Here is a 17033-nt window from a genome sequence, read left to right on the forward strand (position 1 = left end):
AATATGTTTGAAGACTGAGGTGAGATCTTAGAAAGAAACTCCAAAAGCGACATATACCCCAAAATTATTTGATGTTGGTGTATGGTAAGTCGTTCTCCAAATAGTGTAGACTCTCAAGACCTTAAAAATATTTTCTACACCAGTACCTATCTCAACGTAAGGAGTACTAGGGTCCAAGGCTTTAGCTTCTCTGTTAGGATCATATTGTTCACCATCAAGAAGTTGGGGCCTCACCGCCTGATTGGCATTTTTACTACTCAAATCACCATACATAATATTACAAATACCTACTGTACGCCATCCTAGTTTTTTGATCAGTGGAATTCGGTTGAGGATATTTCCATCAAATCTGTGCATCAATTGCAGAGATGCCCATCTGTCACCTACAAACTCACCTAAATCCATTAAATTGAAGGCATATCGGTTATAGAGTAGAGGTACGTTATTACCAAAAGGCATGGCTAAAAATGGAAAAGGGGCCTCGGTTAGGATAAAACCACCCTGAAGCACATAACTAGATGTTCCGAATTTTCCAATATTTGCCTTCTGATCCAAACCTAAACGAATTTGTTGGTACGAATAATTACTATTTAAAACATTCGGAATGCCAATAGTATAATCAAATGATATCCTTGGGCGATTGTCTTGAGCGACTAATTTTCTATAATTGGCTCTATTGGTGACATATCGATGACCTAAACCATAAGTAAGTTTCACATAAGCTTCCGTCCCCACTAACTGATCATATACCGGAGTATTGTTTTCAAAATCGCCTTCTTGTTTGTACGGAAATAAAGGATCAATAATACGATGGGTCAATTTAGTCATTACATTGAAACCTCTTGTAATATCTTTCTCATACCAAATAGATGCGTTTTTTTCCATGTAAGGATATCGCATATCGCCCCATCTTAATGCCGCTAAGAACAATGGTCGGCTATTGAAGTTGGCTTGGTTAACACTCACCCTTCTTAAATCATTATAATAAGAAGCCCCAATTAATGCCCAATGTTTTCTATTAATAATATATCTAGCCTGTCCACCATACTTGAATTCTTTGTCCTTGGTGCCGTAGGCTAAAAATCCATTAAACGACCATTTCTTAGAAAATTCGTTATTGGTTTGGAAACCTAGTTGGAATCGATGGTCTTCCACACTATTAAAAGCATATAAGAAAGGTATAGGGCCTAATTCTATAGGACCAAATTTCTTATGTCCACTTGTAATCATATCACCCACCGAAGAAATAATCTTAACCCTTGGGGTAGATTCTGCCGAGTCGATCATACTAAAAATTTGTTGATCTTTTGTGGTGAGTTGTTCAGGGCGTTGGGTTTCCCAATATTTTTCATCATTTACTCCATTCAACGCATCTGGATCCATGATTACTGGCTGATCATAAAATTTTCTTGCCTTAGGTTGATTGACGATGAAGTCACTATTTCTGATTTTTATATTCAGTTTTACCTTCGCCCATTTATCAGCAATTTTACCAATACTGATTATAAAGTCTTGTTTCTTTGGTAGCCATCCAGTTTTCTGATTTTCCTTTAATATAGGCTCATATACCTGCATTAAATGTACAGAATCAATAAAATTGATATTGGCCTCTTTGTTTAGTTTTGCATCCCACTTCACCAAAGCAAACTGATGGGCAGAATCGGCAATATACATTGTGCCAGTAAAGGCTAAATCTTCTTCTCTTCTTGGTTCAAAGTCGATTTTATGACAATCAATACCATCAATACTAATCTTTTTTGGTTGAAGTGTATAATCATAATAATTACGCCATTCAGAAGTAATAGGAGAGATAAATTGTTTGCCAAAAAATATGAATGAGTTTTGGTAAAGGTTGAAGTCAATAAATGATGATCCTACAATCTGAGAAATCATTTCACTATCGTCAGGCCCTACACTTCGAATTCTAGATTTTTCTATTAATTCTGTCTTTGCATCAGGATTTTTGATGTAATAAATAGTGGACGAGACCTCAGAACTAAAAATTGGTATCACCGGCTGTCCTCTTTCGTCGGTTATAGGCTCAAAGTCTTCAAAGGAATCAAGAATATCAGAAACTACTTTTTTCTTTTTGAAGTTTTCGTTCACATTACCTACCCAAATATCCGATTTCGTGTAGCTTTTATATTCGTAGGATTTTAAATCTCTTGTATCGTTATCATCTTTATGCTTTTGAACGTTTCTGAGGATTTCCCAAGCAGGGTTTTCCCATTTCTTCGACTTAATGACAACCTCCTCTAATTCCGTAGAGCTTTCCTTCAGTTTGAGGATAATCTTTTTATTGTAATTCGAATTGTTTAGTTTCTTTGTACAATGCTCATATCCAGTAAATTTAGCCACCAATGTCTTTCCTTTGTAATCATCTATTGTGATGGAAAAAAGACCATTATTATTGGTTAAGGTACCAATGGTTGTTCCCTCAAAATAGACACTAGCAAAAGGAACGGGAAGATTACTTCCTTGTTCTACGACTTGGCCTTTTATAGTAAATTGTGCATGTACAGAAGCAGATAGTAGTGTTAGGCAAGTTGAAAAAAGTAAGATGAGTAGCTTCTTAATTGTTTTACTCATTAAAAGTATATGATGAATTAATTATAAGATTATCAAAAACATATTCTGTAGTCGATTTTAAAAAATGTAATCAACAAGTTTACTGATAATACTTCAAATTAGAAAAAAAAAGATGGATTAACTAAAAATCATTTGTTTGAAATGGTTTCTGCTAATTAATATGAAAGGTAAACCTTGAAATATTAATAATTATGCAAAAAAATAATACGAACGTTAATAAAATTGCGAATAAACTACTGTTTGATGAATATTATCTTGATCAATTAATTAAATTGCAACTTGAAAATCTGAGCAATCGAACAAACTGTAAGCGTACACCCGAGTTGTTCTTTATAATCAGAATAATTTTTTAGTCAGATACAAACTATGCTAGCACTTGTTTTATATCTTCCATTTCTTTTAGTATTTGCCATTTTGGGAATCTACGTAGAGCGTAAAGTTTCTGCTTGGATGCAAGACCGAATGGGACCTGTAAATGTGGGTCCAAGAGGTTTATTGCAAACATTTGCAGATATACTAAAGCTATTAACAAAGGAAGATATTATTCCAAAAGCGGTAGACAGAACAATTTTTAAATACGCACCAATAGTCATTTTTATGCCTGTATTTGCAGGCTTTGCTGTACTGCCATTTACCAATGGTATTTACGGTTCTCAGTCGATGATTGGTGTTTTTTATATTTTAGCGATTTTATCGTTAGAAGTTTTAGGCATTATAGCAGCAGGATGGAGTTCGAATAATAAATACGCTCTATATGGAGCCATGAGATCAGCTTCTCAAATGGTTTCATATGAAGTGCCAATGGGCCTGGCAGTGCTGTGTGTTGTGATGACTGCTCAAACCTTGAATACAGAGATTATTTCTACTCAACAAGGGCTTTTATCAGCAGATGTGAATTATTTATTTGGCTTAAAATCTTTAGGAATAGACGTAACTGATATGGGCGGAATTCTAACTTGGAATATTCTTAGAAATCCGTTTTTAATCCTAGCATTCATCATATTTTATATCTCATCTTTAGCTGAAGCAAATAGAGCACCTTTCGATTTACCTGAAGCAGAGACAGAACTGATTGCTGGATATCATATTGAATATTCAGGAATGAGGTTTGCCTTTATGATGCTTGCTGAATATGGTGTAATGTTATTAGGTTGTGTATTTGCCTCTGTATTATTTTTAGGCTCTTGGAACACACCATTCATTAATATTGGATCGCTACGATTGGCCGATTGGACTACAGGTGCAACTGGAGAATTATCGGGTTATGTATGGGGATTTGTTTGGTTAATGAGTAAGACATTATTCCTTGTATTTGTACAAATGTGGATACGTTGGTCTTACCCAAGGTTAAGGGTGGATCAGTTAATGACTTTGTGTTGGAAATACCTTACACCTGCAGGTTTATTGCTTGTATTTATTACAGGTGTATGGAGGTTGATGATGATCTAAATTATAAATCAAATAGTGTTTTAAGCGATAACCAAAGATCTTTTTTCTTTTCGGTATCAAATAATAGTTTTGAAAGACTGTCAGCAGCTACTGCTGGGCAATCATCAATTTCAGTAGGAACGTATTTAGGTACTTTCTGACTAGAAATTGGGCTTTCATCCCCATTAATAAAATATAGTAAGTGTTTTGGCTCAAGTTTTTTCATTAGTTGATCTAATTGATCTTTTTGTTCCAAAACATTTACCACAGCCACTTCTTGTAAGGAAAGTTGTAGGGCTCCAATAATTTTTAGCAATAACTGAAATTCTTTACTTCTATAGATATCAACACCACTGTGTTCGATAAGAATCACGATATGACGTTTGTTCTCACCGTAATAATCAGTGGGTAAAGTTTTATTGATTGATTTTTTAGGAACAGCTTTTTGTTCTTTCACCTCATTTTTAGGTGATTCCTCTTTCTTCTCAATCTGATCTCCGTTGATTTTTGCCAATTCTTCCTCTGGAATCTCAATGTCTTCTAGCTCTTCAGGGAAGAGGTATAATGTATCAAACATTTGAGATAAAAAGCCTAATTCGTTTTCCATAGATGCAAAGATAAAATCATTTTAGATAACCTGATAAGAAAATTGATCGAAAACAGTATTGAAATGCTAATAATATCTTTCACCTTGGTTTAATACAATAGAATTTAAAGATTTAGCGGTATTTTTTTTTGATATATAATATTTACAATTATTTTTGGTCTGAATTTTTTTTAAAGAACCTAATCGAAATAAGATTATGACTTTTAGTGCTAAATATAAAAATTTAGGTAAAATTGCTATCGCTTGTGGTTTAGCTACAACTATGATCGCTTGTGGTGGATCGGCTGATTCTTCAAACAACGATGAGACAAAGAAGGAAATCGCAGCAGTGAAAGAAGCATCAGTAGATTTTAATATAATCTTAAATAATGCTCCTGACCCAACTTCAATCCCTGTATTGTTAGAAAGAAGTGGAGCTGAGTTTGACGCTTCATTACTAAACTCGAAAGACAAAGCAGAATCATATGTATTAAAAGATGCGTCATCTGCATTAAACTTTGGTGTATATATTTCTGATATCGCTTATTTATCTGCTTCAAACAAGCCTCAAGAAGCTATCAATTACTTCTCGACTGCTAAGAAATTATCAGATAAGCTAGGTATCTCTGATGCTATGGGTAGCGATCTTAGTGATAAACTTGAAACAGCCCTTTCTGATAAAGAGGCAATGTTGAAAGTGATCTCTGAATCAGAAAGCAAAGTAAAAGCTTTCCTTAATACAAATTCTCAGTACGACGTTGCGGCTTTGATCGTAACAGGTACAACTTTAGAAGCTTTACATATCTCTTTAGGTCTAGTTCAAAATGCTCCTAAAGATTTGCCTGCTGAAGCTAGAAATGCAGTATTAGTAGATCTAATGACTGCAGTAGCTAAGCAAGAATCTTCTATCGATGCAATCGTAGAAATCTTGAAGCCTCTAGAAGGAACAAACGCAGATACTAAAAAGTATTATGCAGAATTCGTGAAATTACAAGGTCAGTTTGATGCTTTGAAATTTGACGAGAAGTTGAAAGAAAATAAAGGTGGTTACCAGTTGAAAGCAGAAGATCTTAAAGATATTACTGCTACTGTGGAAGCACTAAGAAAAGTGACTGTAAGCATGTAATTTAAATCTTGCAGACATTCAAGGGTCCTGTGTTTTGAACACAGGACTTTTTTTGTTTAATTAGAGATGTTTTAATTACTATAAACCTGTTTTCATTGAAAGTAGGTGATAATAAGAGCTGTCGATAAACCCTTGATGTCAATCATATATCAACATCTCTAGTCAACATTAACTATAACATCTTATCGAGTGATCGTATAGAACTCCGCGATCGCCAAATGACCTAACTTATGAACGAAAAAGTCTTAAAATCTCTAACGAAACTGTTTGCTATTATGGCTACAGCCGATGGTTCTATTGATGAAGCCATTGAGATTTTAGAAGATTACTTAACTTTTACACTCCACGAAAGCAATATCAATAAATATATTGAACTCTTTGAACATCAAGCTAGAAGAAATGCTTCTAACGATGAGATTAGAGAAATTGCAACAATGGCTGCTGAAGAGTTAACGTTAAGACAGCGTATTGTAACAATTATTGAATTGTTAGAATTGGCTTATTCCAATGATGTGTTCTCTGAAGAAGAACAACGCATCATGAAGATTATTTGTGAATCCTATAATATAGAATTCGATAGGCTTCATAGAATGCAACAGTTTCTTACAACAAATAAAATTGAGGAATTAGCCAAGATACATAACTGTTTAACGATATCGAATGATGAAGAGGGTTATGGTGGTAAACGACATTTATATAAGAGTAACATAAAAACACCACTTTCAGTATTATACATGCCTTTGGCTAGAATGTATTTTGTGAAAGTTTGTAATCAAGATCAAGTATACGTACTGAACGGTGAGAAAATGACCTTGAACCGCTGTTATGCGTTGGATGTTGGAGGTGTGATTAGAATTGGTGGTAAAGTAGGTAGTAATCTATATCACTCAGAAGTCTCATCAGTTTTTGTGGGGATTCAGAATGTTGATCCAATCTCATTTGAAGCGAATAACATCAATTATTTCTTTGGTAAAAAACATGGACTACATGATATCAATATTGCCGAAGAAGGAGGGAACATGGTGGCGCTTATGGGGGCTTCAGGTTCTGGTAAATCAACTTTATTGAATGTATTGAATGGTACGTATAAGCCCAAAATGGGTGAAGTACTTATCAATGGTATCGATATTCATAAAGAACCCGAAAAAGTGAAAGGGGTCATAGGTTATGTTCCTCAGGACGACTTATTAATTGAAGAACTTACAGTATACGAAAACCTTTATTTTGCTGCTAAACTAAGTTTTGCAAAGTCCACACCCGAAGAGGTGGAAAAGATCATTATGCGTACCATAGAAAACCTTGGTTTGTATAGTGTAAAAGATTTAAAGGTGGGTAATCCGTTAGAGAAAACGATTAGTGGAGGCCAAAGAAAACGATTAAATATAGGTTTAGAGTTACTAAGAGAACCTTCGGTGATGTTTGTAGATGAACCTACTTCTGGTTTATCATCACAAGATTCTGAAAACGTTATTGACCTATTAAGACAGTTGACTTATAGTGGAAAGCTGATCTTTGTGGTCATTCATCAACCTTCATCAGATATCTATAAAATGTTTGATAAACTTGTGGTGTTGGATGTAGGAGGGTATCCTGTTTACTATGGTAATCCAATTACTGCAGTGTCATATTTCAAAGGAGAGGCAAATTACGCAGATATTCAAAGTGAGTGTCAAAAATGTGGAAATGTTGACTCAGAGCAAGTTTTCGAAATTTTGGAATCCAAAGTACTCGATGAATATGGTCGACGTACTCGAAAAAGAAAATGGAAGCCTGAATTATGGTGGAAAAAGTTTAAAGAATCGATTAAACTTCCTCAAGTGGAGAGAATAACTTCTCCACCAAAGAATGTTTTAGAAATTCCTTCTAAAATAAATCAGTTTAAAATATTTGTATTGAGAGACCTTAATACAAAATTCAATAATAAACAGTACATGATGGTGAACTTGATTCAAGCACCATTCTTAGCCTTAATGCTATCCTTAATTGTTTATTTTTATCATTTTGACGAACTGATTTACCAAGCAGATTATGTTTTTAGAGAAAACATGAATATGCCTTCCTACATATTTATGTCGGTGATTGTGGCCCTCTTTTTAGGACTCATGATTAGTGCAGAGGAACTGATAAAAGACCGGAAAATACGGAAAAGGGAAGTGTATTTATCATTAAGTAATCAATCGTATTTATACTCAAAAGTGGCCATATTATCTGGGATGTCTGCAGTACAAGTATTGGTTTTTGTATTGATAGGGAACACTATAATGGGTATTAGAGGGCTCTATTTGGAGTATTTCTTGATGTTGTTCTCCACTGCTTGCGTAGCCAATATGATTGGTTTGAATGTATCTAGTGCCTTTAAGAATGTCGTTACAGTATATATTTTAATCCCAATTTTATTAATACCACAGCTTTTATTGGGAGGAGTAGTAGTACAGTATGACAATATCAATCCAATCTTTAAAAATAAACAGGGAAAAGTCCCTATGGTAGGAGAATTTATGGCCTCTCGTTGGGCATTCGAAGGTTTGATGGTGGAGCAATTTGCTGATAATCAATTCGAGAAAAACTTCTTCCCAATCGATATGGAAATTTATCGATCAGATTATATGCGAACGTATTATTTTCCCACCTTATTAAGTAAGCTGGAAGAAATGAAAGTGATTCTTCATAACAAGAAAGCAGACGTTTCAGAGGAAGAAAGAAAAGTAGCCATGAAACGTTTTGATGAGAATTTCCTGCTTTTGAGAAACGAATTGCACCATAATGTGGATTGGGATGAACTGGATCAAACACCAAATGTATCTTTAGATAACTTATCTTCTGAAAACTTTACATTAGCTATTGCAGATCAAATCTACGAAACGATTACACAAGGTAGACAACACTTTAATATGAGTTATATCTACTGGAAGAAGAAAAGGGAGGAGAAGGTGACTGAACTTTTAGATAAGTTTGGGAAGGAAAAGTACTTAAAGTATAAGGACAACTATACAAATAATAGAATTTCGGAATTTGTTACCAATGTGATGGCCGAGAAACGTATTGTAGAATATGGTCATCAACTGATTCAAAAGATTTATCCTGTTTATAATTTACCAACTGAGAGTAGTAATACTCTTGATTTTAGAACACACTTTTTTGCACCTAAGAAATTATTCCTTGGTCAGTATTTTAATACTTTCTGGTTTAATATCATAGTATTATGGGTGATGTTTGCTTTCATGTTTGTGGCACTTTATTTCAGATGGTTGGCTAAGTTTATTTATTGGATCGAGATTAAATTCGCTAATAAGGATACAATAAGAACATAATATTCTCGTTACTGAATAAACATTCACAAATCAAAATTTGTTATATTTCAAGTTTAAAATTGGCTTTTTGTTATAAAAAGCTGATTTTGTGAAAATCGTATGTAAATCAACTTACTTATTAACAATGAAAAAACTGTTTTATACTTTACTAGTATCAGTATTATCTTTCTCAGCGTTACAAGCGCAGACAACGACCATCGGAGACGTCGAACTAAAAAACACAGTGACTGTTGATGGTTCATCTCTTCAGTTAAATGGAGCAGGTATTCGTTCAAAATACTTCTTATCTTTGTATGTAGGTTCATTGTATGTCCCTTCAAAGATTTCTGATGCAAAGCAAGTGCTTTCAACAGATCAAAAAATGATTCAATTGGATATTATCTCTAGCTTAATCAGCAAAGAGAAGATGGAAGATACAATCAAAGAGGGTTTCAGTAATTCTATGAATGGTAATACAGCACCTTTGCAAAAAGAAATTGATAGCTTTATTGCTGTATTTAGCGAAGAAGTGGAAGTAGGTGATATTTTCCAATTCATCACAAATGGTTCTAAGTTGAAAGCTTTGAAAAATGGTAAAGAGCTAACTTCTGTAGATAACGAAGAGTTCAATAAAGTACTATTCGGTATTTGGTTAGGAGATAAGCCAGCTGATAAGAAATTGAAATCGAAAATGTTGGGTAAGTAATTTATCCATATATTGAATAAAAAAATGGCCGCTTCATTCATGAATGAAGCGGCCATTTTTTTATGCTGTTTTTACATTATCCTGTTCGATAAACTGATTTAACACATTGGGACTGTCAAAGAACTTTACTTGATGTTCTATTGAATAGTTGTTTCCAATTTGTTCATGGTTTTTCAGCAAAACGGCATTTTGTTTTTTTGCGGGGTCCAATACAATTACATTAGAAAATAAAGACGATAATTGAATTTGATATAAATGAAATGCGTACCATTCTATATAACCTGACCATAAAAAGGAAAGATTGGATCGATCAGAGATATAATGTGCTAGTTCATTAGCTTCCTGCAATTCAGTTACGGCCAAAACGACTTCTTTTATTTCATCAAAACTAGGGTTGTCTTTCCAATGACAAATGATTGCATTTTGGTTTAAAGACCACTGAACATCAGCGGCATTATTCTTAAAAATAATCATGTTGAAAGTATGGGTATAAATTATAGTTGGAAAATAAATTTATAAGCATTTAAAAAAGCTTTTATGATAATGTTAAAATTGACGATATACTTAATTTCTTAAGCTGTTGATAATATTCTCATTTAAAAACTCAGTTTAAAGTGTTGCAAATTTTGATTTAATAATGATCATGAATAATTATAAATCATTCAACAATATAGTTTAAAACTTTGTTAATTAGTAACTTACGGTGCTATAAAATGTAAAATTCAATTTTTTTGACATTCAAAGGGAAAATCAGAAACTTCAAAATGTACACCTCTGTACGAATAATGCCACCATTCTGTACTTGTTGGACCAAACCCGTATTTAAACATTGTCTTAGCTAATAATTTTCTATTTTCCAGCACCTCTTTTGGTAATTTTTGATAGGAAGGCCAGGCCTCTTTCCCGAAATAATCATAATGTGTGCCCATATCTAATTGTTTACCCTCTAAAGTACACAATGTAAGGTCTATAGCGAGGCCTCTGTTATGCCAAGATCCTTTGTTAGGATCTGCTACATATCGACGGTCTGGATAGGCTTTCCACATTCTCCATTGGGTCGTTAAAGGTCTGTAAGCATCAAAAATTTTAATACGATAACCTTGTTTAACAAGTTCTTGTTGTACCTTTACTAGCTGAAGGGCCACTATTTTTCTCAAAAGAGCTTTTGGACAGTCGTAAAGTACTTTTTTTGTGAAATTATTAGTCGTTGCGTATCGAATATCTAGAATAAACATACTATCCAATTGTTCAAGGTCAACAAACGAACTATCATCGAGAGACTCGATGGATTCCCAATATTTTTGTTGAGCCAATTCCTGATCAATCATAGCATGTATTTTATGATCAATAGATGAATGTTTTGTATCAATAGTTCCTTCGAATATCAAGGGCTTATTACTTTGAGGAGTAGTACAGGCCATCAGTGATATCAATAAAATAAAAATCGGTAGTTTAATCATGTTTTAATATGAGTTTTCATAAAGGAGAGGAAATTTTTTTAGGGAAGCAACTTTTAGGAGAATTGTACACATGTTCTTCAACCTATTTGAATGATCCTGAAGCGATGAAATCTATTATGGAAGAAGCTGCAAATTATGCCAACGCTACCATAGTACAATCGGTGTTTCATCATTTCTCCCCACACGGTGTAAGTGGAGTAGTGGTGATTCAAGAGAGTCATTTTGCAGTGCATACTTGGCCAGAACATCAATTTGTCTCTGTAGACTTCTATACTTGTGGTGCAACGGCATTTCCAGAAAAGGCAATGGAGTTTTTGGTAGATAAGCTAAACGCAAAACAATTTGATGTCAAAGAGGTGGACAGAGGACATCTGTCTAAAATCCAAGAATTTGGAAATATCAATAAATAAGAAGAATCATTACCTAAACTTTTTATTTCTTTTCATGTTTCTATAACGATGGGAAATAAAACATCACAAAAAAATGTTACTTTTGTGATAATGTAAAAGAACCAAACTTACAAAAAAATGGAAGTTACAATAGATCAAAAATCTGGATACTGCTTTGGAGTAGAATTCGCTATTCAAATGGCGGAAGAAGAAATGGAGGAGTCTGGAAAGCTGTATTGCTTAGGTGATATTGTACATAATAGTATGGAAGTAAAAAGGCTGAGAGAAAAAGGCCTTGTAGTTATAGATAAAGAAGATTTAAAAGATCTTCGCGATTGTAAAGTTTTGATTAGAGCACATGGTGAACCACCTGAAACCTACAAAACTGCAATCGAAAATAACATCGAATTAATTGATGCTTCTTGTCCTGTTGTATTAAAACTGCAGAACAGAGTCAAAAACGCCTACGATAAGTCGGAAGAACAAAAAGGACAATTAGTGATCTACGGTAAGCCAGGACATGCTGAAGTCATTGGTTTGACAGGTCAGACAGGTGACGATTGTATTATTGTATCATCGATTGATGATTTGGTGAAAGTTGATTTCAATAGACCAGTCACCTTATATTCTCAGACAACAAAAAGCACCAAAGGATTCTACGAGCTAAAAGCAGAAATAGAAAAACGAATTGATGCTGCTCAAGGAGAAGACATGCACAAAGAATCATTTAACGCAAATGATAGTATATGTCGTCAAGTATCCAATAGAGAACCACAAATGGTGAAGTTTTCTAGCGAGAATGATGTTATCGTATTCGTAAGTGGTAAAAAATCATCCAATGGAAAAGCATTGTATAATGTGTGTCTTAAAAATAATCCAAGAAGTTATTTCGTGGAAAATGAGGATGAAATTGATCTAAATTGGATAGAAGTCGGTGATAAAGTCGGCATATCTGGAGCTACATCGACACCAATGTGGTTAATGGAGCAGGTAAAAGAATATATCGAAAATCAGTTTTCAGTAGTGAACTAGAAACTACTATTTGATTTAAACACCTTATATACAAGACGGTATTTGTTAAAAAATGCCGTCTTTTTTTATGCGTATTTATGACAATATCAATACTTGTTTGCGTGTTTAGATTTATTTAATAAATATTTGAAACATAAATTTGCACGTTTATGCGTGTTCGTGTATGTTTGTGTGTGTAAAGGTAACACTTAAAACAATCTGACTTATTATCTATGTTAAAAGAAGAAAGACATCAATTTATTTTAAATGAAATCAGAGCTAATAATAAAGTACTTTCTTCAGAGTTAAGTACCCGATTAAATGTATCTGAAGATACGATCCGAAGAGACTTGAGAGAATTATCAGATCTTGGAAGTATCCGCAGAGTACATGGTGGTGCTGTAAAAAATAACAATGAAATAAATCTAGAAGAACATTCTGACTCTTCGGCTTACATTCCTTTTAGTTACGAAGATCGTGAAGTGTATAGCAAGGCTAAAAAAGAAGTGATTGCTAAAAAAGCAGTTTCCTTGTTAAGAGACGATAATGTTATTCTAATTGACGGTGGAACAACAAACCTTGAGTTGGTAAAAGCTATTCCAATGGATTACAAAGGAACAGTAATTACAAACTGTCTTCCTATTGCCACAAAATTAGTAGAACATAGGTTTGTGGAAGTATATTTCTTGGGAGGTAGAATTTTACCTAATGCCTTGGTTACCGTTGGTCATTCTGTTATTCAAGAATTAAAGGAAATAAGAGCAGATATTTGTTTTCTTGGAACTCGATCTATTGATGTTCAAAGAGGTATTACCGATATAGATAGAGAAGAAGTAGAAGTAAAAAATGCAATGAGTCAATCAGCTGTGAACGTAGTTTCAGTGGCTTCATCAGATAAGTTGTATACTACTCAGCCATTCTTATGTGTATCTTCTAAATCTGTTACAACACTTATTACTGAGTTAGATCCAAACGAAGTAACCCTAAGACCTTTTGTAGAAATAGGGGTAAAAGTACTGTAAGTACTAAAGTGCTGTAACTAACAAACGAAATGAAATAAATATTGAATTACTAAATAACATAGTTTTAAACATTTATCAAGACTTTACTAAATAACATTTAAACAATTTATCAAGACTTTATTTAATAAATCAATCTAAAATTTAATAGTAGACCACTGATTGAAAAGTAAGCGCATAACTTTATTTTAGTCGTCTAAGTGCCAATTATTTATAAATAAACAAGCTTCTAAATAGTATTGGCCTCTTTAATTTAATTAAATCTAATTTCTATTCATTAATCAAATCATGAACAAACACTTACTTTTGTTTTTGAGCATACTATTCAGTGTGTTTAATACATTGTATGCTCAAGATCGTGTCGTAACGGGTACTGTCGTTGATGCAGATGACAATTCTCCGATTCCAGGAGTAAACGTACTAATCAAAGGAACCACACACGGTAGTGTGACCAATTTAGATGGTAAATTCTCAATTTCAGTAGCTGAAAATCAAACACTTGTATTTTCTTATGTTGGTTACCAATCAACTGAAGTTAATGTTGCAAACGCTACAAATTTGAATGTTTCCTTAAATGTGGATGCAGAACAATTAGATGAGGTAGTGGTTACAGCTTTAGGTATTGAGCGTTCAGAACGTTCGTTAGGTTATGCTGTACAAGGAGTTAGTGCAGACGATATGGCGGATGCAGCAACAGCAACAGGTAACATGATGAACTCTTTAGCAGGTCAAGTTGCTGGTGTTCAGATTGCTCCATCAAACGGTGCAGGTTCTTCTTCAAGAGTTGTTATCCGTGGTACTTCAGTTTTAAGTGGTAATAACCAGCCGTTATATGTAATTGACGGTGTTCCAATGTCTAACTCTACGTTTAAAGATGGTGGTGATGGTTATGATGGAGATGTATCTTCAGGTGATGGTCTATCTTCTTTAAACCCTGATGATATTGAAAACATCAGTGTACTTAAAGGTGGTTCAGCAACGGCATTGTATGGTTCACGTGCAATCAACGGTGTGATTTTGATCACAACAAAATCAGGAAAAGATTCAAAAACAGGAGTTGATTTCTCACAATCAATTTCATTGGATGTTTTGGGTATTACTCCAGATGAGCAAAAAATGTATGGTCAAGGTACTTTAGGCGATATTACTGGTGATGCTAAAAACGCGACAGGAATGTGGGGTCCAAAAATCATGGGCCAAGATAGTAGATTTTATTACTTCAACTCTGGTGTGCCAGAAGCTGATCAAATCACAAAGCAATTAAGACACTACAATAACTACCAAGATTTTTATAGAACAGGTATTACATCAAATACTTCAGTAAGTGCTTTTGCTTCAAACGATAAATCAAATATCCGTTTGTCTTATTCAAATATGGATAACCAAGCAATGGTTGAGACATCAACTTTCAAAAGAAATACATTCTCGATCAAAGGTAGTACTGAAATCTTGAACAAATTAACTGCAGAAGGCAGAGTTAGTTATTCAAATACTCAAGGTTATAACCGTTTGATTAACGGTGGTGGTTACGGTTCTACAATGAACTTCTTAATGGGCTTGCCATCTACAACTTCAGTAAAATGGTTAAGCGATAAGCATAAAGATGAAAATGGTAGATCTTATGGTTATGACGATAGAGGACAAAACATCTACTTTAACCTAAGAGAAGGTTATAACAAAGATAATTTGGACAGAGTTAACGGTATGACTTCATTGACTTATAAGATTACTGATGATTTGAAAATCTTAGGTCGTGCTGGTATTGATTATAACAATTATACTCAAGATGTTTTAGACCCTTGGGGTGCAGCTTTAAACAGTGATGGTCGTGCTTTCAAAAGAAACTACGCTGAAATGGAGCAAAACTATGACTTCTTAGTTTCATACAATAAGAAAATAGGTAAGTTTGATGTTAATGTAAATGCTGGTGGTTCTAAAATGCACATTCTTAGAAACTCTCAAGATGTTGGATCGTCAACATTTGCTTCTCCAGATTTCCAAAACCCTACAGCAGGTCAGTCGGTATTGATGGACATGAGTACATATGAAAAAGCTATTAACTCGCTTTATGCTACTGCATCAGTTGGTTTCCAAGGATATTTATTCTTAGATGCATCAGTAAGAAATGACTGGTCTTCTACACTTCCATTAAACAACAACTCTTTCCTTTATCCATCGATCTCAGGTACTTGGATTTTCTCAGACATGGATTGGGATACGCCAGAATGGTTGACGTTTGGTAAAATTAGAGCAAACTATGCACAAGTAGGTTCTGATACGGATCCATATCAATTGGCTCAGCAATATCAAATTCACCGTTTCAATATGCCAGGAAACTTGATTTATGGTGAGATTGGAAACAATGTGATCCCTAACGCTAACTTGAGACCATCTATCCAAACATCTACAGAATTTGGTATCGACTTGAGAATGTTCAACGATCGTTTAGGTATTGATGTAGCTCGTTATAAATCAGTTTCTGTAGATCAGATTCTTCCAGTGAACATTTCACAGTCATCTGGTTATGCTCAAGTAATGATCAACGCTGGAGAGATCCTTAACGAAGGTTGGGAGATGGCATTGAACTATAAGATTTTAGATAAGTCAAACTTCAACTGGACAGCTACTTTAAATGCTGCTTATAACTATAACGAAGTAGTTTCATTAACTGAAGGTGTTGAATTCTTCTCTCTAAATGAATCGGGTAGTATTCAAGCAATTCCAGGTCAAGCATACGGTGCAATTGTAGCTAGAAAAACACTAAGAGATGATAATGGTAATATCGTTGTAAACCAAGAAGGTATTATTCAAGCAGAAGATACTCCTTCAATTATTGGTAACGGTGTTCAACCTTGGATGGCCGGTATCAGAAACACATTTACTTACAAAAACCTTTCATTAACAGTATTGATTGATGGTAAGTTTGGTGGTGATATCTACTCATCTACTAACTCATCAATGTACTCAAATGGTAAGCATAAAGATACAGTTGTTGGTAGAGATGAGTGGAACAAAGGAGACGGTCACTGGAATCCTGGTGGTTTAGTAACTCCTAAAACAGACGATAGTGGAAACGCAATTAGCGATGAAAATGGTAACCCTATTTATGAAGGATTTAATGGAAATGTAAATCCAGAATTATTCTACGGTTCAGCAAAAGCAGACCATTTCGTTTACGATGCGTCGTTTATTAAACTAAGAGAAGTATCTATTAATTATAGATTACCTCAAGAATGGATGCAAAACATCTTCATCAAAAATGTAAATGTATCAGCATCTGCCTTTAACGTAGGTTACTTATGGAAAAACAGTGAAAACTTCGATCCTGAAGCTTCATTCTCAACAGGTAACGCACAAGGTCTTGAGAATTCTACAATGGCATTGCCTAGAACTTTCACTTTCAAATTAAACGCTAATTTCTAAGAAATA

General features: G+C 34.2%; 12 protein-coding genes. 8 read left to right on the forward strand and 4 right to left on the reverse strand.

Features of this window, described 5'->3' with window-relative positions; translation table 11 throughout:
• Window positions 1-27 precede the first annotated feature (27 nt).
• Window positions 28-2589, reverse strand: coding sequence for a DUF5686 and carboxypeptidase-like regulatory domain-containing protein (locus MY04_RS02755; RefSeq protein WP_066205975.1), 2562 nt, complete (start codon window positions 2587-2589; stop codon window positions 28-30).
• Window positions 2590-2955: 366 nt separating this feature from the next.
• Between MY04_RS02755 and MY04_RS02760 the strand changes: the two genes are divergently transcribed.
• A complete protein-coding gene (locus tag MY04_RS02760; protein ID WP_066205977.1) occupies window positions 2956-4038 on the forward strand; it encodes a complex I subunit 1/NuoH family protein in 1083 nt (360 codons plus the stop codon).
• A gap of 1 nt (window position 4039) precedes the next feature.
• On the opposite strand, the gene MY04_RS02765 is transcribed toward MY04_RS02760, so the two are convergent.
• A complete protein-coding gene (locus tag MY04_RS02765; protein ID WP_066205981.1) occupies window positions 4040-4624 on the reverse strand; it encodes a hypothetical protein in 585 nt (194 codons plus the stop codon).
• A 196-nt stretch (window positions 4625-4820) separates the two neighbouring features.
• Between MY04_RS02765 and MY04_RS02770 the strand changes: the two genes are divergently transcribed.
• From MY04_RS02770 to MY04_RS02780, 3 genes are all read left to right on the forward strand, one after another.
• Complete coding sequence (locus MY04_RS02770; RefSeq protein WP_066205984.1) at window positions 4821-5729, forward strand: hypothetical protein; 909 nt, start codon at window positions 4821-4823, stop codon at window positions 5727-5729.
• Between the two features lie 230 nt (window positions 5730-5959).
• A complete protein-coding gene (locus tag MY04_RS02775; RefSeq protein WP_066205987.1) occupies window positions 5960-9040 on the forward strand; it encodes an ATP-binding cassette domain-containing protein in 3081 nt (1026 codons plus the stop codon).
• Window positions 9041-9164: 124 nt separating this feature from the next.
• Entirely contained in the window at window positions 9165-9725 is a 561-nt protein-coding gene (locus MY04_RS02780) for a chalcone isomerase family protein (RefSeq protein ID WP_066205989.1), read from the forward strand.
• Window positions 9726-9785: 60 nt separating this feature from the next.
• Here MY04_RS02780 and MY04_RS02785 read toward each other — a convergent pair whose 3' ends face one another.
• Together MY04_RS02785 and MY04_RS02790 are read right to left on the reverse strand one after the other, a co-directional pair.
• Window positions 9786-10199, reverse strand: a complete 414-nt coding sequence (locus MY04_RS02785) for a hypothetical protein (protein ID WP_066205991.1) — start codon at window positions 10197-10199, stop codon at window positions 9786-9788.
• Between the two features lie 248 nt (window positions 10200-10447).
• The gene (locus MY04_RS02790; protein ID WP_066205993.1) at window positions 10448-11185 is read right to left on the reverse strand and encodes a M15 family metallopeptidase; all 738 of its coding nucleotides are present in this window, start codon (window positions 11183-11185) and stop codon (window positions 10448-10450) included.
• Between the two features lie 8 nt (window positions 11186-11193).
• Here MY04_RS02790 and speD point away from each other — a divergent pair, with 8 nt between their 5' ends.
• The 4 genes from speD to MY04_RS02810 all read left to right on the forward strand — a co-directional run bounded on the left by speD (window position 11194) and on the right by MY04_RS02810 (window position 17027).
• Complete coding sequence (gene speD, locus MY04_RS02795) at window positions 11194-11595, forward strand: adenosylmethionine decarboxylase (protein WP_066205996.1); 402 nt, start codon at window positions 11194-11196, stop codon at window positions 11593-11595.
• Between the two features lie 117 nt (window positions 11596-11712).
• Complete coding sequence (locus tag MY04_RS02800) at window positions 11713-12606, forward strand: 4-hydroxy-3-methylbut-2-enyl diphosphate reductase (RefSeq protein ID WP_066205998.1); 894 nt, start codon at window positions 11713-11715, stop codon at window positions 12604-12606.
• A 212-nt stretch (window positions 12607-12818) separates the two neighbouring features.
• Entirely contained in the window at window positions 12819-13607 is a 789-nt protein-coding gene (locus MY04_RS02805; RefSeq protein ID WP_066206001.1) for a DeoR/GlpR family DNA-binding transcription regulator, read from the forward strand.
• A 285-nt stretch (window positions 13608-13892) separates the two neighbouring features.
• Entirely contained in the window at window positions 13893-17027 is a 3135-nt protein-coding gene (locus tag MY04_RS02810; protein WP_066206004.1) for a SusC/RagA family TonB-linked outer membrane protein, read from the forward strand.
• Window positions 17028-17033: the final 6 nt, after the last annotated feature.

The sequence above is a fragment of the Flammeovirga sp. MY04 genome, from assembly GCF_001682195.2.
Lineage (GTDB): Bacteria > Bacteroidota > Bacteroidia > Cytophagales > Flammeovirgaceae > Flammeovirga > Flammeovirga yaeyamensis.

Excerpts from the sequence above, each read along its gene's own strand:
- MY04_RS02755 (WP_066205975.1), bottom strand. The coding sequence starts at position 2,589 with ATGAGTAAAACAATTAAGAAGCTACTCATCTTACTTTTTTCAACTTGC.
- MY04_RS02760 (WP_066205977.1), top strand. The coding sequence starts at position 2,956 with ATGCTAGCACTTGTTTTATATCTTCCATTTCTTTTAGTATTTGCCATT.
- MY04_RS02765 (WP_066205981.1), bottom strand. The coding sequence starts at position 4,624 with ATGGAAAACGAATTAGGCTTTTTATCTCAAATGTTTGATACATTATAC.
- MY04_RS02770 (WP_066205984.1), top strand. The coding sequence starts at position 4,821 with ATGACTTTTAGTGCTAAATATAAAAATTTAGGTAAAATTGCTATCGCT.
- MY04_RS02775 (WP_066205987.1), top strand. The coding sequence starts at position 5,960 with ATGAACGAAAAAGTCTTAAAATCTCTAACGAAACTGTTTGCTATTATG.
- MY04_RS02780 (WP_066205989.1), top strand. The coding sequence starts at position 9,165 with ATGAAAAAACTGTTTTATACTTTACTAGTATCAGTATTATCTTTCTCA.
- MY04_RS02785 (WP_066205991.1), bottom strand. The coding sequence starts at position 10,199 with ATGATTATTTTTAAGAATAATGCCGCTGATGTTCAGTGGTCTTTAAAC.
- MY04_RS02790 (WP_066205993.1), bottom strand. The coding sequence starts at position 11,185 with ATGATTAAACTACCGATTTTTATTTTATTGATATCACTGATGGCCTGT.
- speD (WP_066205996.1), top strand. The coding sequence starts at position 11,194 with ATGAGTTTTCATAAAGGAGAGGAAATTTTTTTAGGGAAGCAACTTTTA.
- MY04_RS02800 (WP_066205998.1), top strand. The coding sequence starts at position 11,713 with ATGGAAGTTACAATAGATCAAAAATCTGGATACTGCTTTGGAGTAGAA.
- MY04_RS02805 (WP_066206001.1), top strand. The coding sequence starts at position 12,819 with ATGTTAAAAGAAGAAAGACATCAATTTATTTTAAATGAAATCAGAGCT.
- MY04_RS02810 (WP_066206004.1), top strand. The coding sequence starts at position 13,893 with ATGAACAAACACTTACTTTTGTTTTTGAGCATACTATTCAGTGTGTTT.